Here is a 22,512-nt window from a genome sequence, read left to right as displayed (position 1 = left end):
GAATGCAAGAAAATAGTCTTTTTACACTTTCAAGCACAAGACTTCCATTTGATCACTTCATCAGCGGTGCTTTAATCGCTGGCATGGGTGCAGCTGCACTTGGCTTTAGCGACTATCTAAATAATAGAGCAACTAAAAAAGATGTTGCTAAAAAGATAGCGAAATACGCTGTAACTGGTGGTTTTGTAGGTGCTGTTGGTATTCATGCTTCAAATTTAATAGCACAAAAAAAATATCTAAATGCAGCAGCTTTTACAGCAGCTGGCATTGGCGGTCTTTTGATAGCAGAAAAACTAATAAAATTGGAGAGTAAATAATGAATAACCCTTACATCAATGAAGAAAACGTAGCAAGTGAAACTGCGGCTAACAATGCAGCAGCTACTCAACCAAGCGCAATCGATAATGCAATAAACAATGCAGCTCAAAATTTACCATTTGTACCTGAAAATTTTAATGCTGCTGGCTTTGTAAAAGGTCTAGTTCTAGGTGGTATCGCAGCTTATGTACTGACTAATCCAAAAGCACAAGAGTGCGTATTTAAAGCGATTATCAAAGGTGGCGAGCTTATAAATGCTGGCATAGAAGAACTAAAAGAGCGTTTTGAAGATGTCAAAGCAGAACTTGACTCACAAAAATAAGATCACTCTAGCTCACAAGAGTAAAAATAGAGCGAGGTTTATTTGCGAGAGCCTAAACGCTAGAAGCGACGTCAGCGCTATCGAGGCTGCGATCTCAGAGCGAACTGATGCACTAAGTGTTCGTGTAAATAAATACGCAAAAAGTATTATCGTTGAATACAATAAAAACTACGATAAAATTTTAAACTTTATAAAGAGCTATGAATTTCCAACAAAGGCAAAAGATCCAAATTTGCCAAGCAAGGCAAATATCTATAAGGCTGCTGCCGCACTTGGTATAACGCCATTTATGAGCAATAAAACTCTAAAATCAGCCGTGACTCTTTACGCCACAGCACCAAATTTAATAGAAGGTGCAAAAGAGCTAAGGCATGAGGGCGTTACTTCAAAAGTGCTTGAAGCAACAGCTATTGGCACTAGCCTAGCAATGGGCGATCATTTAGCAGCAAATAGCACAAATTTGATGATAAATATCGGCGAATATATGGAAGAAAGTGCTAGTCACAGAAGTGATGATCTCATCAAAGAGCTAGCAAAACCAAATATTGAAGAAGTCTGGGTCGAGAGAAATTTAAATGGTGAAAAGACGCTTGAAAAAGTAAAAACCGAAAATTTAAAAAAAGGCGACATCGTAGTAGTCGGAGCTGGTGAGACGATAGGCGTTGATGGTTATATCGTTGAAGGTAACGCCGATGTAAATCAAGTCTCAATGACTGGAGAGGCTGAACCTATACCAAAAGCTAGAGGCGACCGTGTTATAAGTGGCACTGTTGTCGATGAAGGTAGGATAAAAATTTGGGCTGAAAATGTAGGTAGTGATACAGCAACAGCTAGGATCAAAGAGTACATACAAACTTCACTCAATGAAAAATCAGCCATTGGTGTAAAAGCATTAAAACTAGCCGATAAACTTGTGCCTGTTACACTCTCGCTTGCTGGACTTTCATACATTATAAATAAAAATATGAATAGCGTTGCTAGCGTACTTCAAGCGGACTACTCTTGTGCATTAAAGCTTGCTACACCAGTTGCTTTTAAATCAAGTATTTCAAAAGCTGGTAGAAACGGCATTCTTGTAAAAGGCGCAAAGGCGATCGAAGCTTTAAGCTCAGTTGATACTTTTGTATTTGATAAGACCGGCACTCTGACACATGGGCGCCTAAGCGTAGTTGAAATTTACTCATTTAAAGAGGGCTTTTCTCAAAATGATATATTAAATTTAACTGCAAGTGCCGAAGAGCACTACTTTCATCCAGTAGCCGAAGCAATAGTTGAAGCTGCAAATAAGCGTGGTTTCCACCATATTCATCACGATGAAGTTGAATTTATCGTAGCTCACGGCGTAAAAACTGCGATGCACGGCAAAGAGGTGGTTATCGGCAGTAGACACTTTTTAGAAGATGACGAGATGATAAGCTTTAAAGCTCATGAAGCTTTAATAAGCAAAGCATTAAATAGCGGACTAACCTTACTCTATGTAGGATATGATAAAGAGCTAGTTGGCGTCATCGCTATGAAAGATGATATGAGAGAAAACGCAAAAGATATGGTTAAAAAGCTAAGAAGCCTTGGCGTAAAAGAGGTCGTCATGCTAAGCGGCGACATCAAAAGCAAGGCTGAAGAAGTAGCACGTGAGCTTGGACTTGATAGGGTCTATGCAGAGTGCTTACCAACAGATAAAGCAGCTATCATCGAAGAGCTAAAGAGTGAGGGCAAAAAAGTAGCCTTTGTGGGAGATGGCATAAATGATGCTCCAAGTCTAACTAAGGCAAATGTGGGCATAAGCATGCACAAAGGTGCTGATATAGCTAAAGCGACGGCTGACATAAGTCTTTTAAAAGACGACATCATGAGCGTAGCTCTCGTAAAAGAGCTTGCAAATAAAACAATGGATTTAATTAGCTCAAATTTCCGCTCAACAGTTGGCGTAAACACAGCTATACTAAGCGCTGCGACACTTGGTATGTTAAATCCAATAGCAACTGCCATGCTTCATAATGGCACAACGATTTGGCTTTTATTAAATTCAATGAAGGGCGTAAAATTCAAATCAAAATAAATTTGAAAGGGTAGATGGTGCTTGATAGTTTCTTAAATTTTTTAAACGGCAAAATGGACGTAGCCAACGACTTTTTATATGGATATTTTTTAGTCATTATTCTTGTGGCTACGGGAATTTATTTTAGTTATTTGACTCGTTTTGTGCAGTTTAGGATGTTTTTTGAGGCTTGCAGAGTCTTAGTAGAAAAAAAGGACAAGTATAATAAGCACCATTTAACACCATTTCAAGCACTTATGATCTCGACTGCTTCACGCGTTGGCATAGGCAATATCGCTGGAATTTCAGCTGCCATTGTTGCGGGCGGTCCTGGTGCTCTTTTTTGGATGTGCTTGATGGCATTTTTAGGATCAGCTTCAGCTTTTATAGAGAGTACGCTAGCACAAATTTATAAGACAAAAGACGTTTTTGGATTTAAAGGTGGTCCAGCTTATTACATCAAAAATGGCCTTGGCATAAAGTGGTTGGCTTCGCTTTTTGCGGTGATTCTCATCATCACCTACGCATACGGCTTTAACGGCCTTCAAAGCTACACCATGACATCAGCTTTTGAAATTTACTATGACAAAGCTGGTAGCAACGTTAGCTTTGCACAAAGTGGCCTACCTGTTGGCATCGGCCTTATCCTTACAGCATTTGCGGCGGTTATGTTTTTTAGCAAAAGTCACATCATCGGTAAAGTAAGCTCATATATCGTGCCTTTCATGGCACTTGCCTACATCTCGCTAGCACTTATTGCTATCGTTTTAAATTTCAAAGAAATTCCTGATGTTGTTAAGATGATTTTAGAAAATGCCTTTGATTTTAAAGCGATATTTGGTGGATTTGCCGGCAGCGTGATCGTAATAGGCATCAAAAGAGGCCTTTTCTCAAACGAAGCTGGCATGGGCTCAGCTCCAAACGCAGCAGCCGCAGCACATACTAGCCACCCAGTAAAACAAGGCCTAGTTCAAGCAATGGCAGTCTTTATAGACATGACTATATGTATCGCTTCTGGTATGATCGTACTATTTTCACAGGCATATCTTACAAAGCAAACTGGATCAAGTGGCGAGGTGCTAACCGCCCTTCCTCTCGTTCAAGCCGCAATGAAAGAGTATTTTGGTGAATTTGGAGTTCATTTTACTACTCTTGCAGTTGTACTTTTTGCCATCACTTCGCTTATTGGCAACTACTACTACGCTCAGGCAAATATGAAATTTTTAACCAAAAACCACAAGTTTACATTGCTATTTAAGATAACAGCTGTCGTTATGATATTTATTGGTGCTCAGATGAATTTAAAGCTCGCTTGGAATATCGCTGATATCACAATGGCTGCAATGGCAACTATTAATATTATCGCTATATTCTTACTTTCAAAAGTAGTGATAATAGCAGTCAAAGACTACGAAGCTCAAAGAAAAGCTGGGATAAATCCAGAATTTGACCCAGAAAGTCTTGGCATCAAAAATACAAGTTGCTGGAATAAAAACTAAATGGAGAAGAATTTGAAAAACGATACAAAAATAAGTGGCAAACTACTTGACATAAATACTCACAGAAAGGTAGCAAAGGTCGGTATGGGCGTTACTTTAGCGACAGTTTGCTTAACGGCACTTTGCATGAATGGCAGAGGTATGAAAAAATTACACACAGTTTCAGGCATTGCATTTACTTGCTTTGCTCTTTATCATGCTGGGCTTTATGACAATGGAATCTTTAAAAAAATGATAATAAAAGCAAAAAATGAGGCAAAAAAGGCATAAAATGATACTTAGCGACGCAGAAATTCTAAGCTATATAAACGAAGATATACCTTACTTTGATCTTACTACGTCGCTTCAAAATATCGATAAAAATGCCTTACTTGAAATTTATTCACGTGATGAAATTTGCGTTAGCTGCGTTGATGTAGCCGCAAGTGTTGCAAAGCTACTTGGGTGCGAGAGTAAAATTTTTGTGCAAAATTCTCAAATTTGCAAGGCTGGCGATGTAATCATAAAAATTTATGGCAGCTACAAAGATGTGCATAAAGCTTGGAAACTAGCTCAAGTCGCACTAGAATATGCCAGTGCCATCGCAACTTATACAAACAAAATGGTAAATGCCACAAAGTGCGTCAATAAAAAATGTGAAGTGTTGGCAACTAGAAAGAGTTTTCCGTTTGCTAAGAAATTTTGCGTAAAAGCCGTACTTGAAGGCGGTGGTGGCATCCATAGGCTTGGGCTTAGCGATAGTATTTTATTTTTTAAAAACCACATGAAAGCCTACGGTAGCTTTGATAAATTTTTATCGCATTTGCCAGAGTTTAAAGCAAAAATGGCTGAGCGAAAAGTATGCATTGAAGCTGAAAATTTAGACGAAGTAAGCAAGCTTTTAAAAGCAAATTGCGACGTCGTGCAGTGCGATAAATTTAGTCCAGAGCTCATCGAAAATGTACTCTCTTTAAGAGATGAGATTTCGCCAAATACCATTATCCTAGCAGCCGGTGGTATAAATTTATCAAATGCAAAAGATTACGCAAATGCCGATGCGATAGTAACATCAGCGATGTATTCAAAAGGCGTTGCTGATATCAGCACCAGACTTGAGATTTTATAAATTTTTACAATGACCGATACAGCAAAACATCTATCAAAGTTAAAAATTTACAGAAAATGCATTTTGGCTCTGGAATTTGAACGATACGCAACAAAAAATTAACATTTTTTATTTCAAATTTATCTCATAGCTACAAGCAAAAATACAAACCAATAAAGTTAAATTTTCTAATTTGTTTTCTCTAAAAAATAAGGACACTCATATCTTGCTTTACACCACGTGCATAAAACTCAATCAAATTTTAAAATTTACAAACAAGTATATCACGCTTTTAAATTCAGTAACAAACGATAACGAGTGAGTAAAATTTAGAATTTGCCTAGAAATTTTCAAATTCCAGGCAAATTTCACTCAAATTTACTCTCTAACAACATGTAAAAACTGCATGTGTTTGCGGTATTGCTCGATGACGTCGTTTATCAGCGTGGCTTCGCTCCAGCCAAGCACGTCGTAGTCCTGACCGCCCTCTTTTAGATAGACTTCAGCTCTATAGTAAAGATCATCGCCGTCAAGCTCTCTGGTGTAGTCTGGGCTCTGGCTTTTGGTGAGATAGACGCCATATCTAAAGTCCATCTCATCGCCAAGTCCAACGTTTAAATTTACAAAATTTTCACCATTTGTGACCTTTGCTTCAAGGCCGTTTTTAGCAAATTCCTCTTTTAGCTCATTAAACGCTTTTAGTGCGACTTCGTTTAAAAATTTCTTGCCATCTTTCTTGCCTGGAAGCGTGATGATCGCACTTAGGCGCTCTTGCCACGGCTTTGAAAGATCACTAAGAGGCATGTTACTAAAGTTATTTGTCTCTTTTTTGGTTAGATCCACGCGCAAAGCCTTAAATAGCCCGTAAATAGCGCCAAGTAGCACGATCGCAAATGGCAGCGCCGTGGTGATAGTAAGCGCTTGAAGCGAGCCAAGACCGCCAGCTAGCATCAAAAATGCCGCCACGACGCCAACTGCAACGCCCCAAAAGACCTTTTGCCAAACTGGCGTATCGTCTTTGCCGTTTGAGCAGAGCATGTTCATAACGATCGCCGCAGAGTCGGCGGAAGTGACGAAAAATATGACGATCATAAAGACTGCGATCGTGCTTAGCACACCTGAGAAGCTAAATTTTTCTAAAAACATAAAAAGTGCTGAGGCTGAGTCGGAATTTACAGTCGTTGCTAGCTCGCTAAAGCCATTTTGAACAAGCGCAATCGCTGAGTTACCAAAAAAGCTCATCCAAGCAAAGGTAAAGCCAGTTGGCACGAGAAGCACGCCGATCACAAATTCTCTGATCGTTCTGCCTTTTGAAATTTTAGCTATAAAAAGCCCCACAAACGGCGACCAAGATAGCCACCAAGCCCAGTATAGCAGCGTCCAGCCGCCAAGCCAGCTCTCGTTTTGCCTCTCGTAGGCGTAGAGGTTAAATGTATTTGAGATGAGCGTAGAGATGTAGTCGCCGCTGTTTTGCACAAACGACTTTAAAAGCTGTGTCGTATCGCCCAAAAATAGTATCAAAAACATAAAACAAATAGCTAGCGCGATATTTGCGTTTGATAAGATCTTAATGCCCTTATCCACGCCACTTGCCGCTGAGATGGTCGCAGCTAGGCAAAGCACTATTAAAAGCGTGATATGCATAGTTGGCAGGCCAAAAACGTGCGTAAGGCCAGCATTTACCTGAAGCACGCCGTATCCTAGCGATGTCGCCACGCCAAAAAGGGTCGCCACGACGGCAAATGTATCGATGGCGCTACCTATCTTGCCATAAATTTTATCTCCGATGATCGGATAAAACGCCGATCTAAGCGTTAGTGGCAAGCCGTGTCTATACGAGAAAAAGGCTAGAATTAGCGCTACGATAGCATAAACTGACCATGCGCTCATGCCCCAGTGAAAAAATGTGATATTCAACGCAAGCTTTTGCGCTGCGATAGTTTGCGCGTCGCCAACTGGTGGGTTTAGATAGTGCATGAGCGGCTCGGCCACACCAAAAAATACTAGACCTATGCCCATGCCAGCGGCAAAAAGCATAGAAAACCACGAAATATTTTTGTGCTCTGGCTTTACGTGATCAGCTCCTAGCTTGATCTCGCCAAGCTTACTAAAGCCAAGAATGATGACGCTTAGCAGTATGACGGCAACAACTAGGATATAAAACCAGCCAAATTTGGCCGCGATGTAGTTTTGCATACCCTTAAAAAACTCATTTGAGAAATTTGGAAATATCGCTGCAAATGCCGCTATTAAAAATATGACAATAAGCGATGGGATAAATACTGAATTGTTAAATTTTGACCTTTGAAATTTAAACATTTTTCTCCTTTTTATAAATTTCAGTTTTGCCTTAAAATAACAAAAAAGAGTAAATAGGCCAAATTTTCTCTTTAAATTTTTATGAAATTTTAAGCTCTAGCCACCAAAAATAGCCACTTCGAAATTTATCTCAAGTCTCTTTCATCTCTCTTTGGTTTTGCAAGAGTTGTTAGCACTATGACGACAAAAGCGATGCCAAATGTGATATACAAAATGATCTTTGGCGAGTCATACTCTATCCTCGATCTTGCAACCTCTTCGCCGCTTGCCTCCACTAGCTCACCGCGCTTTATCATCTCGCTGATATCTTTTGCGCTAAGCTCTTTAGACGCTCTTGTTAAAATTTCTATGACGCTAGGACCCGCCACCTCATAAACGCTATGCTTTATGCCGTAAAATGGCTTTATCTTGCTAAAAAAATAGACCTTCTCGCCGTTTGCATATACTGCGCCATACTCGCCATCTTTTACTAGCCCTATCTCACGCCAAGAGCTGCTTGGGGCAAATTTATATAAAGAGACTGTTTGCGCCTCTAAGTGCCTGCCGTGCTTTGAGCGACGCCACTCTTCGCCTTGCTGTAAGAAATACGCTGAGCTCTCATCTACAAAAACGTCAGCATAGAGCCTTTTTAGCTCGCCTTTTAGCTGGTAGTCTGAAATTTTAGCCTGCTCGTTTTTCGTGCTATCCCAAAAGTAAATTCCATCTTTGCTGGCAAAAAGAGGCCAAAACGAATGCACGTTATCCACGCTATAAATGGCACTATAAGGCATATTTTGGGTGCTAAATTTGAGCTCATTTGCAAACGCCGCCCCACTTTTTGGCTCAAAAAGATATTCTATATCATGCTTTTGGTCATAGCATATCCGGCGCGTCTCATCTGTGTAGCTTGTATCAAGCTTATAAAAGCCTAAAAATAGGCTTTTGCTGTCTGTGTAATATCCGCTAGGAGCGCCATTTTCTGCCGTGATGTATCTTAGCCCGCTAGGCTGTGCGTCAAGCTTTTCGCCCTTGTAGTAAAGCGTGCCCCCATCTCTTGCAAAGCCAGCGTCAAAGATAGGCTCTAAATTTGTGCTTTCAACCCTTTTTGTCCTGTAAAAATAAGGGCTATCATCATAGCTTTTTATAAAGATGTGAGCGACGCTTTTCATGACGGCGATAAATTCATTAAATCCCGCCTTTTTCTCACTTCTAGAGCTGCAATAATAGCTTATCTTGCCATCACTTAGATAGCCATTGCCAAGCACTTTGGTGCTGTTTGGATCAAGCCCAGGCAAAATTTCTCTAGAGCAATAGACGCTGTTTTTATCAGCCGCCACATTTGAGTAATCATATGCGTGTTTTAGCTTTAAGACCCTAAAACTAGCCTCATCAACTCCTTTTAGCTCATACTTGCCACTGCCTGAAATTTGAACATAAATTTTACCCTCAGGCGAGCGGTAAAACTCGCTACTATCAATGTTTGCAAAGCCTCTTTGATACTCGCCCTCACGCCACAGATAAAGCATAGCCAAAACAAAAAATAGTGTCAAAATGACAAAAAGATAAAGTATCTTAGTCGCAATTTTTCTCATAATCTATAATCATCTACCCTTTTTTTAAGCTTGTTTGCTTGCTTTTTATTTTTAAAAATAGCGCCAACTACCGAGGCCACAAATGCAATGGCAAGAAATATCCAGTAGGCATATTTTTGCGAGTAATCATCAAAGTCGCTTATCGCATCGATCACCACCTCACCATCAGCTGGCGTCATAGCGCCTTGATCTACCATTTTTACTATCTCATCAAGTTTTAAATTCTTAACATTTGGGCCATAAGGACGAGTGAGAATTTCAACCACGCCAAGGTCGTTTATATCATAAACGCTGCTGTTAAAATGCCAGCCGTAGCCGACGTTATCAAAATAATATGTCTTATCTCCGTTTGCATAAACCGCTCCGTAGCCATCGTTTCTTACAAGCCCTATCTTTCGCCACTGCTCTTTTGTATCAAGCCTTACGATGCAAGTGTGGCGTGAGCTTAGGCTGTGATCATTTTTCGTGTTGTGCCAAATTTCATAGGTTTTTAGAAAATATGTCTTGCCATCACTTATCACCACATCACCATATAGCGGCGTTATCTCGCCTTTAAAAGGATCGTCTCCATCTCTTACAAACTCGCCCTCATCTATGCTGTTATACCACTGCCACTTTCGCTCCCAGTGATAGATACCGCCTTTGCCACGAAAAAGAGCATGATAGGAGTGCTCATCTTTTAGGTTAAAAAGTGGCTCGTATGGGGCAAATTGTGGGTCAAATTCGTGATCGTTTGCATAGACCATGCCAGAATTTGGCTCATAAAGATAGTGAATGCGCCATATCTCGCCGATATCACGCATTTGCGGGCTAAATTTGATCCCTAGTTTTGTGCTGTCATAATAGACATTTTCTCCGTCAGTCGTAAAATGCACGCTCTTTCTGCCAGATGCCTGCTCGATGTATCGCATTTTGCTGGCATTTGCGCCCTCTAGCTCTTTGCCCTCATGATAGACCTTTACTCCGTCGCTTGCATAGCCAAAGCCCAAGATCGCAGCTAAATTAGCGTTATCAACCTGTCTAAATTTATAGATATGAGTTTGCGCTTTTGGCGTATCAAACATTTTATGTGAGACGATGTCCCAAAACTCTTTAAGTGCGGATATTTCGAGGTTCGTCTCGCTTACGCTATCGCAAAAATATGTTATCTTGCCATCACCAAAATAGCCATTGCCAAGCGCTCTAACGCCATTTGGATCAAGCCCGCTCATCACGAGATTGCCACAATATACCGCCTCATCGCTAGAGCCAACGTTTCTGTTGTCGTATTTGCCGGTGTCAATGTATCTAAATTTGCTGGCCCTCACGCCTATTAGCTCAAATTTACCGCCACTTGGCACCATAGCATAGACTTTGTCATCTTTGACGTAAAAAAAGCTATTATTTAACTCTTTACTATCGCCAATGTCGTCATCTAAAATAGAAACTAACCCAAAGATAAAAAAGTAGGTAGCAAAAAATATCACAACAATAGCTATCACTACAGAGATTAGCGGATGTTTTTTTAGCATTTTAGCCCCATTTCAAACAAATTTAGCGACCTCATCAAGCCGCAAACCTTTCATATATTTAAATTTCAAAGTTCTATCCAAATATAAAATATCTAAATATCAAAAACTTAAGATATGCAAATTTACCCATCAAAAACAAAAAACAAGCGGCTGCTAATGTAATAGTAAGCCTAATAATATTAAATTCCAACGTAACCCCATAATAAATAAAAACTAACGCAATAAAGCAAAAATAAAAACAACCAAGCATGAAGATCAAATTTGTAATCCTTGCAAAAAACCCTGACTCTTCGCTGCTTTTTGCGATTAGCCTAATGGTCTCTATCTTATTTAAAAATCCAACCCTCTTATATTTTATCTGGACTAGATCGCCCACTTCATATTTATATATTTTAGGCGAAAATGTCTCACTAAACCTCATTTTATCAACGATAATGCTAAGGCTTACAACAGAATTTTGTCTAACAACTCTCGTATTTAGCGCGCTTATCCTACCGATCTTTTTCAAGCTACTCTAGCTCCTCGGCGATCTCAAGCACTTCAAAATACTCATTTTCTAGGCTTTCAAGCTCAGCTTTTGCACTTTCAAGCTCTTCATAAAGCTTAGTTAGTCCCACTTCTTGATAAATTTTTGGATCGCTAAGCCCCTCGTTTAGCTCGGTCACTCTTGCTTCAAGGGTTGAAATTTTATCTGGATATGTATTTAAAATTTGTGTTTGTTTGTAGCTTAGCTTTACGCCGGTTTTGCTCTTTTGTTTGGCTTCATTTTGGCTATTTGAGAGCTCTTTTTCAAATTTATCAAGCTCTTTTAGCTCATCTTCAAGCTCCAAATAGACGCTATACTCTTCATGCAAGACATTTATCTTTGAGCCCTCAAATGCCCAAAGTTTGTTTGCCATCTTATCGACAAAATATCTATCGTGGCTAACTAGCAAGATAGCTCCCTCAAAGCTTTGCAAGTAGTCCTCTAAGATGTTGATAGTTGCGATATCAAGGTCGTTTGTCGGCTCGTCAAGCACCAGCACATCGTAAGTTTTAGTAAAAAGCATCGCAAGTGCGACACGGTTTTTCTCGCCGCCACTTAAAACGCCTATCTTTTTATCTAAAAATTCCTTTGGAAAGAGGAAATTTTTAAGATAGCCATAGACGTGCATATTTCGCCCACGAATCAGCACGTGATCGCCGCCATTTGGACAAAATGTCTCTATTAGACTCTTGTCATCATCAAGGACATTTCTAGCTTGATCAAAGTAGCCAATACTTACCTCGCCTCTTTTTATCTCGCCGCTACTTGGCTTTTCAAGCCCTAGCAAAATTTTAAGCAGCGTGCTTTTACCGCTACCGTTTCGTCCGACTATGGCGATCCTCTCGCCCTGTAAGACCCTTGCGTCAAATTTTTCAAAAAGCACCTTGCCGTCTATACTTTTGCTTAAATTTTTAAACTCAAAGAGCATTTTTTTGCGGTTTTGGCTCTGCGTTTGGTTGAAATTTTTACTCGCACGCTCCAGCTCAAGCCTCACGCGCCTTATCACACCTGGATTTTTCTTAGCCTCTTCGCGCATGGCGAGCACTCGCTCTTTTCTGCCTTCATTTCGTTTTAGTCTAGCTTTTACTCCGCGCCTTAGCCACTCCTCTTCAGCTTTTAGCTGCTTTAGTAGCGTTTCATGCGACTTTGCAAGGCTTGCTAAAATTTCCTCTTTTTTTGTTAGATAGTTTGCATATCCACCATCAAAGCTTCTAAGCCCAGCCTCCTCGACCTCAACGCACCTAGTTGCCAGCGCATCGATAAAATACCTATCGTGGCTTATAAAAACTATGCTTTGATTTGAGCCCTTTAGCATATCTTCAAGAAATTTGACCATGTAAACATCAAGGTGGTTTGTCGGCTCGTCAAGTAGCAAGACATCAGGCTTTTTAAGGATGAGAGCACCCAGTGCCACGCGTCTGATCTCGCCGCCACTTAGCGAGCAAATAGGCCTGTTTTCATACTCTTTTAGTTTAAATTCTTGCAAAATTCGCTCGATCTTGTGCTCGATATTCCAGCCATCCTTTGCCTCTATAAATTTTAAAAGTCTCTCTTGTTCTTTTAAAATTTCTTTGTTTTCAGGGTCATTTGCTAGCAAAACACCGCTCTTTTCATATTCGCTTATCGCATCAAATATCTCTTTTAGCTCGTTATTTAGTGCCTGCCTTACGGTAAAAGTTGCGTTAAAATTTGGAGTTTGAGCTAGCATCTCGACGCTTATTAAGTTTTGCACTATGCGTCTACCACTATCTACTGCCACCTCGCCAGAGATGATCTTCATAAGCGTGCTTTTACCGCTGCCATTTTTACCGATGATCGCTATTTTTTCATTTTCATTTACACTAAAATTTACAGCGTTTAAAATCTCATTTGCGCCAAATTTTTTACTTACGTCTATCAGGTCGATTAATGCCATTTTTATCTCATTTTTTAAATTTCTCGCGATTATATCAAAAGGGAGCTAAAACCTAATTTTGGCTATAATCGCCAAAATTTTTAAAATAATTAAGGAAAATTTAATGAACTTATCTATGAGAAAACTCGTAGTTCCGATATTTTTGGATATGTTTTTACACTTCATTACGCTCATCATCAACACCTACATGGTGACAAAAGTAAGTGTGCATCTAGTTGGTGCAATGGGTGCTGGCAATCAAGTGATGGATCTTTTTATGACCATTTTTAACTTCCTAAGCATTGGCTGTTCAGTTGTCGTCGCCCAAGCACTAGGAGCTAAAAAGAACGATCTTGCATCAAGCGTTATACACGCAAGCATCACGTCAAATACGCTCTTTGGTATCTTCTCAGCTATCATTATCTACGTCTTTGGCTACAATATCTTAAATTTACTAAACGTGCCAAAAGAGCTTATAAATGATAGCTTCTCATATCTTCATATCCTTGGCTTTGCCCTACTTTTTGATGGTATCGGCATGGTACTAGCTGCGGTGCTTCGTGTTTATAATCTAGCAACTGCTGTTATGCTAACTTCGGTTTTAATGAACGTAATTACGATTTTAGGCAATGCTATCTCCCTTTTTGGCTGGTTTGATCTGCCAAATTTAGGACTACAAGGTGTCGCTATCTCGACACTTGTTGGCAGATTAGTAGGCATTTTTGTGCTAGCTTATATGCTAAGTCAAAAAGCAAAAGTTAAAATTTATTTTAAAAAGCTACTTGTCGTGCCATTTGAAATTTTAAAGAAAATCCTCTCAATTGGCCTTCCAAGCGCAGGCGAAAATTTACTCTGGATGGCGCAATACATGGTCGCTTTTGGCTTTGTGGCAAGCATGGGCGAGGCTAGCCTTAGCGTGCAGACCATTTACTTTCAGATCACGCTTCTTATCTTGCTTTGTGGAGCGAGCATCAGTGTGGCAAACGAGGTCATCGTTGGGCATTTAGTTGGAGCAAGCGAGTTTAACGAGGCCTACACAAGGACATTTAGGGCGCTAAGACTTGGAGTTTTTATAACGCTTGTAGTCGTGCTTATAGCTTATGCGCTAAAGTATCAAATCATGGACGCACTGAATTTAAACGAAAATTTACGTGCGATCATGCTACCGCTTTTTACACTTTCGATATTTCTTGAAGCTGGCAGAACCTTTAACATAGTCATCGTAAACGCCCTTCGTGCAAGCGGTGATGCAAAATTTCCTCTTGCGACTGGCCTTATCTTCATGTGGGGGCTTTCACTGCCACTTGGATATTTTTTAGGTATCTATCTTGGCTGGGGAATTATCGGCGTTTGGATAGGATTTTGTGCTGATGAATGGCTAAGAGGCCTTGCAAATACGTGGCGTTGGAGAAGCAAAAAATGGCAAGAAAAACGCCTAGTTTAAAGCAAAAGAGCATAAATTTAGACTTTTATGGGCTAAGCGTTTTAATAAATTTTAAAACAAATGTAAAATCCATGCGTCTAAGAGTTGGCAAGGACGCTAAGATCACGCTATCTATGCCATTTTACAGCACACAAAAGATGGCTCTTAGCTTTCTTGAGATGCATAAAATTTGGCTTGAAAATACTTACAAAAAAGCTCTTTTAAATTTACCAAAAGATGATGAGATGAAATTTCTTGGACAAATTTATAAGATAAAATTTGATGAAAATTTTAAAGAGCCATTTTTTGATGGCGAGTTTGTCTTTACGCCAAATTTAAAAAGCCTTGAGCGTTTTAAAAAAGTAAGGGCAAAAGAGCTATTTTTAGAGCTTATAAGCCATTTTCAGCCTTTTATAAACAAACCAATCAAGCGTATAGTCATACGAAATAGCAAAACTCGCTGGGGCAGCTGCAATCACAAAAAAGGCTACATAAACCTAAGCCTAAGACTCATAGAAAAGCCGCTCTCAGCTGTGCGCTACGTCGTTCTTCACGAGCTAACACACCTGCTCTATCCACATCATCAAAAAAGTTTTTACGATTTTATAGAAAAAATCATGCCTGATTATAGAAAGCAAGAGCAAATTTTAAAAGTGTAATTATTTTTCATCAAGTAAGTGTAAATTTAATATGATAAAATTGCGAGAAATTTTACAAAAGGAAATTTAAATGAAAAAAATGATTCTTGTATCGCTTTTAGCTGCTTGTGCTTTCGCAGGCGATTTTGAAGATGGCTTAAAAGCGTATGCTGGTTCAAATTTCAAAGAAGCTTTGGCTAAATTTGAAGCAGGATGTTTGGCAAATGACGTAAAATCTTGCGTAAAAGTTGGAGCGATTTACCAACTAGGAAAAACAGCTCTACCTAATCCAAGCAAGGCTTTAGAGTACTATAACAAAGCTTGCGAAGCTGGCGAGGTTGAAGGTTGCTCGGCAGCTGGTGGACTTTATCTAAACACTGAGCCACAAAAAGCAAGAGAACTTTTTAACAAAGCTTGTGATAAGAATGATGGATATTCTTGCGAGATGGTAGGTTCTATCTTGATAGAAGCTAAAGAATTTAAAAAAGCTTACGAATTTTTAGTAAAAGGCTGCGAATTAGGCGATAAGATGTCTTGCGAATTTGCAGGCGATCTAAGACGCTCAAAACAACTATAATTTTTAGGCTTACGAGCCTAAAAATTTCTTATTTAATTTATTACACCAATATCCTTAAACAAAAAATCAAAAACACACTTATTTTAAATAGGAATTACTCAAAATACAAAAGTAGCTCTAAAAATTTATATTAGAAATTTAGGCAAGAGTACTCTTGCCTAAGATTAGATTATTTTTATTTGATCAAGTGGTTTGTCTTTAATACCCCATTGAGTCATAAAAACAAACCCATAAAGTACAGCAGCTACGATATAAGCAGTGTATTCGTTTGGTATAAGATTAAATTTCACACATATATTTGGTACAAGAGCTAGTGGCACAACAGGGATCAAAAGAATACGCTCCCAGATCCTAAGCTTTGTGACATAGTAGCCTTGAAGTAAGCTTGAAAAAGCAAACATTCCCACGATCGCCATACCAAAGACAAGTAAAATTTCAAGCGGATTACTCATCCAGATTATTCCTTTTGAATCAAGCGGGTCGCCCTCATTTACGCTTTCTATTAGCATAAGTTTGTTGTTAAAGAAAAAGGCAAATGGCAAGATCGCCGTTCTTAGATCGTAAAAGAATCCTTGAACGCCAACGGTTATAGGATTTGCTTTAGCAATACCAGCTGCCGCATAAGCCGCGATACCAACTGGTGGCGTGTCATCAGCTAAAATTCCAAAGTAAAAGACAAAAAGATGCACAGCAATGGCTGGGATTAAAAAGCCATTTTTGTGCGCCAAAAATAAAATAACAGGTGCCACAAGGCTTGAAACTACGATGTAGTTTGCCGTCGTTGGAAGGCCCATTCCTAGTATAAGTGACATCATCGCAGTAAGAAGCAATATCATAACTATATTATCACCAGCAAGTAGCTCAACTAGATCTGAAAGTACTTGGCCAAGGCCAGTTAGAGAGATAGAACCCACGATGATACCTGCAAGTGCGGTTGCAATGGCGATCGTTGTCATACTTTTTGCGGCTGCGACCATCGCCCAAAATATATCTTCAAAGCCTATTAATACATCATTTATTCCAACTTTTTCGCCACTTGCTAGTTTTTTAACTGGCTCTTGAAAGATCATTATTAAAAATAAAAATCCAATCGCATTAAACGCCGCAGCGATAGCTGACTCTTTTGCGATTAATAGTGTATAAAGCAAAATTAAAATCGGAGTTATATAGTGAAGTCCGCTTACAAAAATTTTAAATCTTGAGTGAAACTCGCTTTGGTTTATACCTTTTAAACCAAGCTTGACGCTCTCCAAATGAACGATAAAAAATAGTGACAAATAACAAGCAAACGCTGGGATAACCGCTGCCATCATGACATTTGTATATGTCATGCCTAAAAACTCAGCGATAATAAAAGCAGCTGCGCCCATGATCGGAGGCATAAGCTGGCCATTTACGCCAGCTGCAACCTCGATGGCTCCAGCTTTTGTGCGCGAAAGACCAGCTTTTTTCATAAGTGGTATGGTAAATGTACCAACGGTTACAACATTTGCTGTGGAGCTGCCTGAAACCATGCCAGTTAGACCACTTGCGATGACTGAAGCTTTAGCTGGACCGCCTCTATATTTGCCAAGAAGAGAGAAAGCTAAATTTATGAAATATTGCCCAGCTCCTGCCCTCTCAAGCAATGAGCCAAAAAGAACAAAAAGATAGATAAAGCTAACGCTAACTCCGATAGGCACACCAAAGATACCTTCGGTCGTTAAAAACATATGACCTGCGATCTTTTCAAAGCTAGCGCCTTGGTGAGCGATGATGTCTGGCATATAAGGGCCAAAGTGATCATATATCAAAAATAATATACAAATGATAGGAAGCGCTGGTCCCATGACACGCCTGCCGGCTTCAAGCAAAACAATGATCGCTAAAAACGATATGACGATATCTTGAGTGATGTAGTCCCCTGTCCTATCAGCTAGCTCGTAAAAATAAACCGCTGGATAAAGCACGGCAACAACGCCTACCACGCAAAAAACTAGGTCATAAAACGGCAAACTTGAGTGGGCCTTTTTATGAAAAGTGACTGGATAGAGCAAAAATACAAGCCCAACCGCAAAGGCTAGGTGAATAGAGCGCGAAATGTTAGTGTTTAGCGGAAAATAAGCTATATAAAGCTGAAAAACTGACCAAGAAAAGCATACAATCGCAATGAAATAGTTGTAAAAACTGCTATTTATCTCCCTTGTTTTTACCTCGACAAATTGTTCTTCGTTGTCTTTGACTTCGTTCATCTCTCTCCTTTAAAATTTAAATATATAAATTTAAAAGAATTTGCATATTTAAATTTTATCCAGAGGCAAAAGCCCCTGGAAATTTGAACTATTTTAAGATACCAGCCTCTTTAAACGCAGCCTCTGCAGCTGGGTGAAGCGGAGCTGAAAGACCTTGGACGAGATCTTCTTTATTTACTGATTTTAGTGCTGGGTGAAGAGTTTTATACTCATCAAAGTTGTCTAAAATAGCTTTTATCACAGCTTTTACAGCCTCATCTTTTGTATCTTTATTGGTTACCAAAACAGCTTTTACGCCGATAGTATTTACATCGTGATCTACGCCGTCATATGAGCCTTTTGGGATCACACCTTTTGCAAAGTATGGCTTCTCTGCAAGAAGTTTGTCGATCTCGCTACCTTCGATGTTTAGGATATCAATAGGCAAAGATGTCGCAGCGTCAGTGATATTTGCAGTTGGGTGGCCGACGACAAAGCTATATCCGTCTATTTTTTTATCTTTTAGTGCGTGTGGGCATTCGCCAACTGTTAAAACGCCGCGGTAGCCTAGTTTTGAGACGTCAAAGCCTTTTGCTTTGAAGACTTCAAGTGTACTCACTTCGTTGCCGCTGCCTGGGTTACCGACATTGTATTTTTTGCCTGCAAATGAAGAAAGATCGCTTGTAAGACCACTATCTTTTGCCACGACAAATGCAAGAAGCTCTGGATAGATAGCAACTACTGAGCGTAAATTTTCATCTTTTGCTCCGTCAAATTTGCCAGTGCCGTTAAATTTATCATAGACGACGTCACTTTGAACAAAGCCGAATGTAAGCTCTTTTTTAAGGACGTTATTTACGTTATAAACCGAGCCGCCAGTTGATTGGACTGAGCATTTTACATCAGTGTTTTTGTTTGCTAAGCGGCAGATCGCTCCACCTATCGGATAGTACGTACCTGTCATACCGCCAGTACCGATACTGATAAATTCTTTTGCTGAAAGAGTAGTTGCCAAAAGCAAGCCAGCAAGTGCCAAAGAAGTAGTTTTCATCTAAAATCCTTTCAAAAAATTTAAGGCTATTTTATTCTATAAATTTAGCTTTGTATCTTTTTGTTATGATATTTTTATGCCATTTTTGTAAAGTTGCAACCATTCTACACAATCAAGACTTAAAAAAATATTTTCTTAAGAATAAATTTATATTTATTTATAGGTCAATTTGATTTTAATCAGATCACAACTTAAATGTTATTTTTATTGTATAATGACGGCAAAGTTCTAAGTTTTAGAAAAACTGTTGCAAATTTACAACATAACCAATAGCTTTTACAAATGTTAATAACAATCAAATTTTGGAGGTTTTTATGAAAAAATCACTTATGTTGGCTGCTTCTATGCTGCTTTTATCTTTAAATTTTGCTTCTGGTGCGGATGAAAAAACGCAAGTTAGCTTTAGTGGCTCATCTACTCTAGCTCCAGTCATCGCTAAAATTTCAACTGACTTTATCGAAAAGTACGAGACTTGGGACAAGGTAGATAGCTCTTTGCCAAACAAAAATATCACCATTTTTGTCTCAGCTGGTGGCTCTGGTGCTGGCGTAAAAGCCGTTCTTGATCATGTCGCTGACTTTGGCATGCTAGCTCGCGACGTAAAAGATAGCGAAAAAGCTAAGATCAAAGATATGAAAGCCTACACGCTTGGCATAGATGCACTTTGCGTAGCTGTAAATCCAGAAAATGAGGTGATAAAGCTAAAAGGCGGAAATTTAAACAAAGATGAGATCGTAAAAATTTTCTCAGGCGAATATAAAAAGTGGAGTGACCTTGACAAATCCCTACCAAATGACGAAATTGTCGTAGTTACAAGGGATCTTGGTGGCGGTGCTCACGAGGTATTTCAAAAAAAGATAATGAAAGATGTCAAAGTTAGTAAAAACGTCATCCAATCACCATCAATGGGCGCGCTTGTCTCAAAAATAATCGAAAATAAAAACGCTATTGGCTACGCATCTTTTGGTATCACAAACCAAAACAAAGGCAAGCTAATACCACTAAATGTTGACGGTGTGGAGCCAACTGTTAAAAATATAGTTGATGGCAAATACTACATCTCTCGCCCGCTCATCATCGTAAAAAGTGGCGATCTAAGCAAGAGCGAGCAAATTTTTGTTGATGTGTTAAATTCAGCCGAAGGTCAAAAGACTATCGAAAAAATGGGATTTATACCAGTAAAATAGTCCAATGACGGGGCAAATTTTTAAAGGCGCGATATATCTTTTCACACTTTTATCCGCCATGCTTTTGCTTTTACTCGTGGGGTTTTTACTGCTAAATTCCACGAGTTTTTTTGCAAAAGTAAGCATTTTTGACTTCTTACTAAATGGCGACTGGGACGTTAGCACAGAGCCTTTTAGCTTTGGACTATTTAATATCCTAGTCGCAAATTTTGCAGTTGCGTTTTTAGCTTGCATATTTTCATTTTTTATCTCGCTTGGCGTTACTATATTTATATGCTTTTTTGCGAGCGCCTGGCTTAGGCACGTGCTAGACTGGATGATACGAATACTAGCTGGCATACCCTCTATCATATATGGATTTTTTGCGCTTTACACGGTTGTAAAAATTTTAGAGTCAGGGCTAAAAATGTCCGCTGGCGAGTCAGTTTTGGCAGCTAGCCTCATCCTTAGCGTCATGATACTGCCCTTTTTTACCTCGCATTTGCTCCAAAGTGTCGATTTGCTAAAGCAAAATTTCAAAACAAACTCAGACGCGCTTGGCGTAAGCACAGGATATTTTATAAGAAAAATAATTTTTAGGAAATCTATAAAAGCTAGCATTTCAGGCTTTATACTAGCATTTTCAAGGGCAGCTGGCGAGACGATGGCTGTGATGATGGTCATAGGCAACACCCCGCTTTTTCCGCACCTACTCTCAAAAGCTCAGACCATACCATCTCTAATAGCTCTTGAAATGGGTATGAGCGAGGCTGGTAGCCTACACTATCACGCCCTTATTGCAAGCGGATTTGTCCTGCTTGTTTTTATATTTTTGCTAAATATTTTTATCTTTAAATTCGAGAAAAACAATGAACGCTTTTAAAGATCATCTAGTCAAATTTTACGCTTATCTTTGCGTATTTATAGTGGTTGCGGTGATATTTTGGATATTTTATTTCATCTTTGCAAATGGCATCTCTCAGATAAATTTAGACTTTCTAATCAAAAATCCGCAAGGTTTAAATTTAGGTGAGAGTGGCGGCATAAGAGACGCTATCATAGGCTCATTTTTGCTGATGCTACTATCTATGATATTTTCTGCACTTCTTGGCGTTAGCTGCGCCATTTATAGGCAAATTTACTGCACCTCTGGCACGATCAAGCTTGGACTTAAATTTATCATCCAAACGATGGCCTCCATACCCTCTATCTTGCTTGGGATGTTTGTTTATGGGCTTTTTATAGTTAGCCTTGATATCCCAAAGAGCCTGCTAACAGCTAGCATTACGCTTGCTTTGATGGTCTTTCCATTTGTGGAAGTTAGCACAGAAAAGGTGATCTCGCAGATAGATGAAAAGATGTTAAGAGATAGCTTTGCACTTGGCGTTGATAAAAATTTCATGGCTAGAAAGCTAGTTTTGCCAACTATTAGAAAAAATATCATATCTATCTTGATACTTGCTGGCAGCTACGCCATAGGGGCTACCGCACCGCTACTTTTAACAGGGGTCGTTTTTATGGCAAAGGCAGAAGGCCTGCTCTCGCCAGTTATGGCACTGCCTTTTCACCTGCACATGCTCCTAAGCCAGTCAGTCGCAACGCAAAATGCCTACGCCACGGCGCTTGTGCTCATTTTTATATTGATCATTTTGCACCTGCTTTCAGCCGTAGTTTTATTTGATATAGGAGAGAAAATTGCCAGATATTTTAAACATAAAAGATCTTAGTATTTTTTATCAAGATAATGAAATTTTAAAAGATCTAAATTTAAACATCGCTCAAAACGAGATCATCTGTCTAATGGGCAGCTCAGGATGTGGCAAATCGACATTTCTATCAGCGCTAAATGGCTTTTTGGAGCAAAAGGGCGGCAGATATAGCGGAGAGATATTATTTAAAGGTGAAAATATCAAAACCAAAGACGAAATTTGGCTAAGGCGAAAGCTAGCCATACTCTTTCAAGACGCCACGCTCTTTCCATTTAGTGTAGAAAGAAATTTGACCTATGCGATGGAATTTTATGAAGGCAGCATAAAAGATAAGCAAAAAAGAGTAGAGGAGCTGCTTAAAAGCGTAAATTTACTTGATGAGATCAGTGACCTTGACATGCCAGCTAGCAAACTTTCCGGCGGTCAAAAGCAAAGACTTTGCATCGCAAGGATGCTAACCACAAAGCCTGAAGTGCTTATGCTTGATGAGCCTTGTTCGTCGCTTGATATGAAAAATATCTTGATTATAGAGGAGCTTTTAAAAAGCTTGTCGCAAAAATATACGATCATCATCACCACGCACAATGAAGAGCAGGCAAAAAGGCTTGGCGGCAGAATAGTTCGCATCGTAGATAAGAAATTTACATTTTAAAAGA

General features: G+C 39.4%; 20 protein-coding genes. 13 read left to right on the top strand and 7 right to left on the bottom strand.

What is annotated here, in order from left to right; translation table 11 throughout:
* The first annotated feature begins 2 nt into the window (after window positions 1–2).
* Genes CVS97_RS00825 through modD form a run of 6 tightly spaced genes read left to right on the top strand, consistent with a single transcriptional unit; the run spans window position 3 to window position 5,282 of the window.
* Window positions 3–317 carry a hypothetical protein gene (locus CVS97_RS00825; RefSeq protein WP_021091246.1) on the top strand — a complete coding sequence of 105 codons (315 nt, stop codon included), beginning with the start codon at window positions 3–5 and terminating at the stop codon, window positions 315–317.
* Window positions 317–640, top strand: a complete 324-nt coding sequence (locus CVS97_RS00820; RefSeq protein ID WP_087577962.1) for an oxidoreductase — start codon at window positions 317–319, stop codon at window positions 638–640. Before CVS97_RS00825 ends, CVS97_RS00820 begins: the two co-directional genes overlap by 1 nt.
* Window positions 609–2,699, top strand: a complete 2,091-nt coding sequence (locus CVS97_RS00815; RefSeq protein ID WP_413784176.1) for a heavy metal translocating P-type ATPase — start codon at window positions 609–611, stop codon at window positions 2,697–2,699. The genes CVS97_RS00820 and CVS97_RS00815 overlap by 32 nt, the downstream gene beginning before the upstream one ends.
* 14 nt (window positions 2,700–2,713) lie before the next feature.
* Entirely contained in the window at window positions 2,714–4,177 is a 1,464-nt protein-coding gene (locus tag CVS97_RS00810) for an alanine/glycine:cation symporter family protein (RefSeq protein WP_234401430.1), read from the top strand.
* A gap of 12 nt (window positions 4,178–4,189) precedes the next feature.
* Window positions 4,190–4,447 carry a helicase gene (locus CVS97_RS00805; protein WP_103625175.1) on the top strand — a complete coding sequence of 86 codons (258 nt, stop codon included), beginning with the start codon at window positions 4,190–4,192 and terminating at the stop codon, window positions 4,445–4,447.
* 1 nt (window position 4,448) lies between these two features.
* Window positions 4,449–5,282, top strand: coding sequence for a ModD protein (gene modD, locus CVS97_RS00800; RefSeq protein WP_107784742.1), 834 nt, complete (start codon window positions 4,449–4,451; stop codon window positions 5,280–5,282).
* Between the two features lie 357 nt (window positions 5,283–5,639).
* On the opposite strand, the gene CVS97_RS00795 is transcribed toward modD, so the two are convergent.
* The 5 genes from CVS97_RS00795 to abc-f all read right to left on the bottom strand — a co-directional run bounded on the left by CVS97_RS00795 (window position 5,640) and on the right by abc-f (window position 13,103).
* Window positions 5,640–7,580 (bottom strand): BCCT family transporter, encoded by a 1,941-nt coding sequence (locus tag CVS97_RS00795; protein ID WP_107784741.1) that lies wholly within the window; start codon window positions 7,578–7,580, stop codon window positions 5,640–5,642.
* Between the two features lie 125 nt (window positions 7,581–7,705).
* Window positions 7,706–9,151, bottom strand: coding sequence for a DKNYY domain-containing protein (locus tag CVS97_RS00790; RefSeq protein WP_103579883.1), 1,446 nt, complete (start codon window positions 9,149–9,151; stop codon window positions 7,706–7,708).
* On the bottom strand, window positions 9,148–10,662 hold the full coding sequence (locus tag CVS97_RS00785; RefSeq protein ID WP_103579882.1) for a DKNYY domain-containing protein: 1,515 nt from the start codon (window positions 10,660–10,662) through the stop codon (window positions 9,148–9,150). The genes CVS97_RS00790 and CVS97_RS00785 overlap by 4 nt, the downstream gene beginning before the upstream one ends.
* Before the next feature lie 73 nt (window positions 10,663–10,735).
* Window positions 10,736–11,170, bottom strand: coding sequence for a hypothetical protein (locus tag CVS97_RS00780; protein ID WP_103579881.1), 435 nt, complete (start codon window positions 11,168–11,170; stop codon window positions 10,736–10,738).
* Window position 11,171: 1 nt separating this feature from the next.
* Window positions 11,172–13,103, bottom strand: coding sequence for a ribosomal protection-like ABC-F family protein (abc-f, locus tag CVS97_RS00775; protein ID WP_107784740.1), 1,932 nt, complete (start codon window positions 13,101–13,103; stop codon window positions 11,172–11,174).
* A 103-nt stretch (window positions 13,104–13,206) separates the two neighbouring features.
* Between abc-f and CVS97_RS00770 the strand changes: the two genes are divergently transcribed.
* The 3 genes from CVS97_RS00770 to CVS97_RS00760 all read left to right on the top strand — a co-directional run bounded on the left by CVS97_RS00770 (window position 13,207) and on the right by CVS97_RS00760 (window position 15,720).
* Window positions 13,207–14,526 carry an MATE family efflux transporter gene (locus tag CVS97_RS00770; RefSeq protein WP_107784739.1) on the top strand — a complete coding sequence of 440 codons (1,320 nt, stop codon included), beginning with the start codon at window positions 13,207–13,209 and terminating at the stop codon, window positions 14,524–14,526.
* On the top strand, window positions 14,502–15,164 hold the full coding sequence (locus CVS97_RS00765) for a M48 family metallopeptidase (protein ID WP_199905985.1): 663 nt from the start codon (window positions 14,502–14,504) through the stop codon (window positions 15,162–15,164). Before CVS97_RS00770 ends, CVS97_RS00765 begins: the two co-directional genes overlap by 25 nt.
* A 70-nt stretch (window positions 15,165–15,234) precedes the next feature.
* On the top strand, window positions 15,235–15,720 hold the full coding sequence (locus tag CVS97_RS00760) for a tetratricopeptide repeat protein (RefSeq protein WP_021091236.1): 486 nt from the start codon (window positions 15,235–15,237) through the stop codon (window positions 15,718–15,720).
* 164 nt (window positions 15,721–15,884) lie between these two features.
* Here CVS97_RS00760 and CVS97_RS00755 read toward each other — a convergent pair whose 3' ends face one another.
* Together CVS97_RS00755 and CVS97_RS00750 are read right to left on the bottom strand one after the other, a co-directional pair.
* Window positions 15,885–17,951: a TRAP transporter permease gene (locus CVS97_RS00755; protein WP_107784737.1), complete on the bottom strand. Its 2,067-nt coding sequence runs from the start codon at window positions 17,949–17,951 to the stop codon at window positions 15,885–15,887.
* Window positions 17,952–18,039: 88 nt separating this feature from the next.
* A complete protein-coding gene (locus CVS97_RS00750) occupies window positions 18,040–18,981 on the bottom strand; it encodes a TAXI family TRAP transporter solute-binding subunit (RefSeq protein ID WP_107784736.1) in 942 nt (313 codons plus the stop codon).
* A gap of 314 nt (window positions 18,982–19,295) precedes the next feature.
* On the opposite strand from CVS97_RS00750, the gene CVS97_RS00745 reads away from it, so the two are divergent.
* The 4 genes from CVS97_RS00745 to CVS97_RS00730 are packed head-to-tail and all read left to right on the top strand — an operon-like array spanning window position 19,296 to window position 22,508.
* Window positions 19,296–20,168 (top strand): phosphate ABC transporter substrate-binding protein, encoded by an 873-nt coding sequence (locus CVS97_RS00745; protein WP_107784735.1) that lies wholly within the window; start codon window positions 19,296–19,298, stop codon window positions 20,166–20,168.
* Window positions 20,169–20,172: 4 nt separating this feature from the next.
* Window positions 20,173–21,030: a phosphate ABC transporter permease subunit PstC gene (pstC, locus tag CVS97_RS00740; protein WP_107784734.1), complete on the top strand. Its 858-nt coding sequence runs from the start codon at window positions 20,173–20,175 to the stop codon at window positions 21,028–21,030.
* Window positions 21,017–21,874 carry a PstA family ABC transporter permease gene (locus CVS97_RS00735; protein ID WP_107784733.1) on the top strand — a complete coding sequence of 286 codons (858 nt, stop codon included), beginning with the start codon at window positions 21,017–21,019 and terminating at the stop codon, window positions 21,872–21,874. Before pstC ends, CVS97_RS00735 begins: the two co-directional genes overlap by 14 nt.
* Window positions 21,843–22,508, top strand: a complete 666-nt coding sequence (locus CVS97_RS00730) for a phosphate ABC transporter ATP-binding protein (RefSeq protein WP_107784732.1) — start codon at window positions 21,843–21,845, stop codon at window positions 22,506–22,508. The genes CVS97_RS00735 and CVS97_RS00730 overlap by 32 nt, the downstream gene beginning before the upstream one ends.
* The last annotated feature ends 4 nt before the right edge of the window (window positions 22,509–22,512 follow it).

The sequence above is a fragment of the Campylobacter concisus genome, from assembly GCF_003049735.1.
Taxonomy (GTDB): Bacteria; Campylobacterota; Campylobacteria; order Campylobacterales; family Campylobacteraceae; genus Campylobacter_A; species Campylobacter_A concisus_AN.
This window is presented reverse-complemented; position numbering and strand designations above follow the sequence as displayed.

What these genes read in the sequence shown, in the direction of transcription:
- CVS97_RS00795 (WP_107784741.1), bottom strand. Translation starts at nt 7,580, where the DNA reads ATGTTTAAATTTCAAAGGTCAAAATTTAACAATTCAGTATTTATCCCA.
- pstC (WP_107784734.1), top strand. Translation starts at nt 20,173, where the DNA reads ATGACGGGGCAAATTTTTAAAGGCGCGATATATCTTTTCACACTTTTA.
- CVS97_RS00760 (WP_021091236.1), top strand. Translation starts at nt 15,235, where the DNA reads ATGAAAAAAATGATTCTTGTATCGCTTTTAGCTGCTTGTGCTTTCGCA.
- abc-f (WP_107784740.1), bottom strand. Translation starts at nt 13,103, where the DNA reads ATGGCATTAATCGACCTGATAGACGTAAGTAAAAAATTTGGCGCAAAT.
- CVS97_RS00825 (WP_021091246.1), top strand. Translation starts at nt 3, where the DNA reads ATGCAAGAAAATAGTCTTTTTACACTTTCAAGCACAAGACTTCCATTT.
- CVS97_RS00815 (WP_413784176.1), top strand. Translation starts at nt 609, where the DNA reads ATGTCAAAGCAGAACTTGACTCACAAAAATAAGATCACTCTAGCTCAC.
- CVS97_RS00820 (WP_087577962.1), top strand. Translation starts at nt 317, where the DNA reads ATGAATAACCCTTACATCAATGAAGAAAACGTAGCAAGTGAAACTGCG.
- CVS97_RS00755 (WP_107784737.1), bottom strand. Translation starts at nt 17,951, where the DNA reads ATGAACGAAGTCAAAGACAACGAAGAACAATTTGTCGAGGTAAAAACA.
- CVS97_RS00735 (WP_107784733.1), top strand. Translation starts at nt 21,017, where the DNA reads ATGAACGCTTTTAAAGATCATCTAGTCAAATTTTACGCTTATCTTTGC.
- CVS97_RS00790 (WP_103579883.1), bottom strand. Translation starts at nt 9,151, where the DNA reads ATGAGAAAAATTGCGACTAAGATACTTTATCTTTTTGTCATTTTGACA.
- CVS97_RS00750 (WP_107784736.1), bottom strand. Translation starts at nt 18,981, where the DNA reads ATGAAAACTACTTCTTTGGCACTTGCTGGCTTGCTTTTGGCAACTACT.
- CVS97_RS00770 (WP_107784739.1), top strand. Translation starts at nt 13,207, where the DNA reads ATGAACTTATCTATGAGAAAACTCGTAGTTCCGATATTTTTGGATATG.
- CVS97_RS00745 (WP_107784735.1), top strand. Translation starts at nt 19,296, where the DNA reads ATGAAAAAATCACTTATGTTGGCTGCTTCTATGCTGCTTTTATCTTTA.
- CVS97_RS00785 (WP_103579882.1), bottom strand. Translation starts at nt 10,662, where the DNA reads ATGCTAAAAAAACATCCGCTAATCTCTGTAGTGATAGCTATTGTTGTG.
- CVS97_RS00810 (WP_234401430.1), top strand. Translation starts at nt 2,714, where the DNA reads ATGGTGCTTGATAGTTTCTTAAATTTTTTAAACGGCAAAATGGACGTA.
- CVS97_RS00765 (WP_199905985.1), top strand. Translation starts at nt 14,502, where the DNA reads ATGGCAAGAAAAACGCCTAGTTTAAAGCAAAAGAGCATAAATTTAGAC.
- modD (WP_107784742.1), top strand. Translation starts at nt 4,449, where the DNA reads ATGATACTTAGCGACGCAGAAATTCTAAGCTATATAAACGAAGATATA.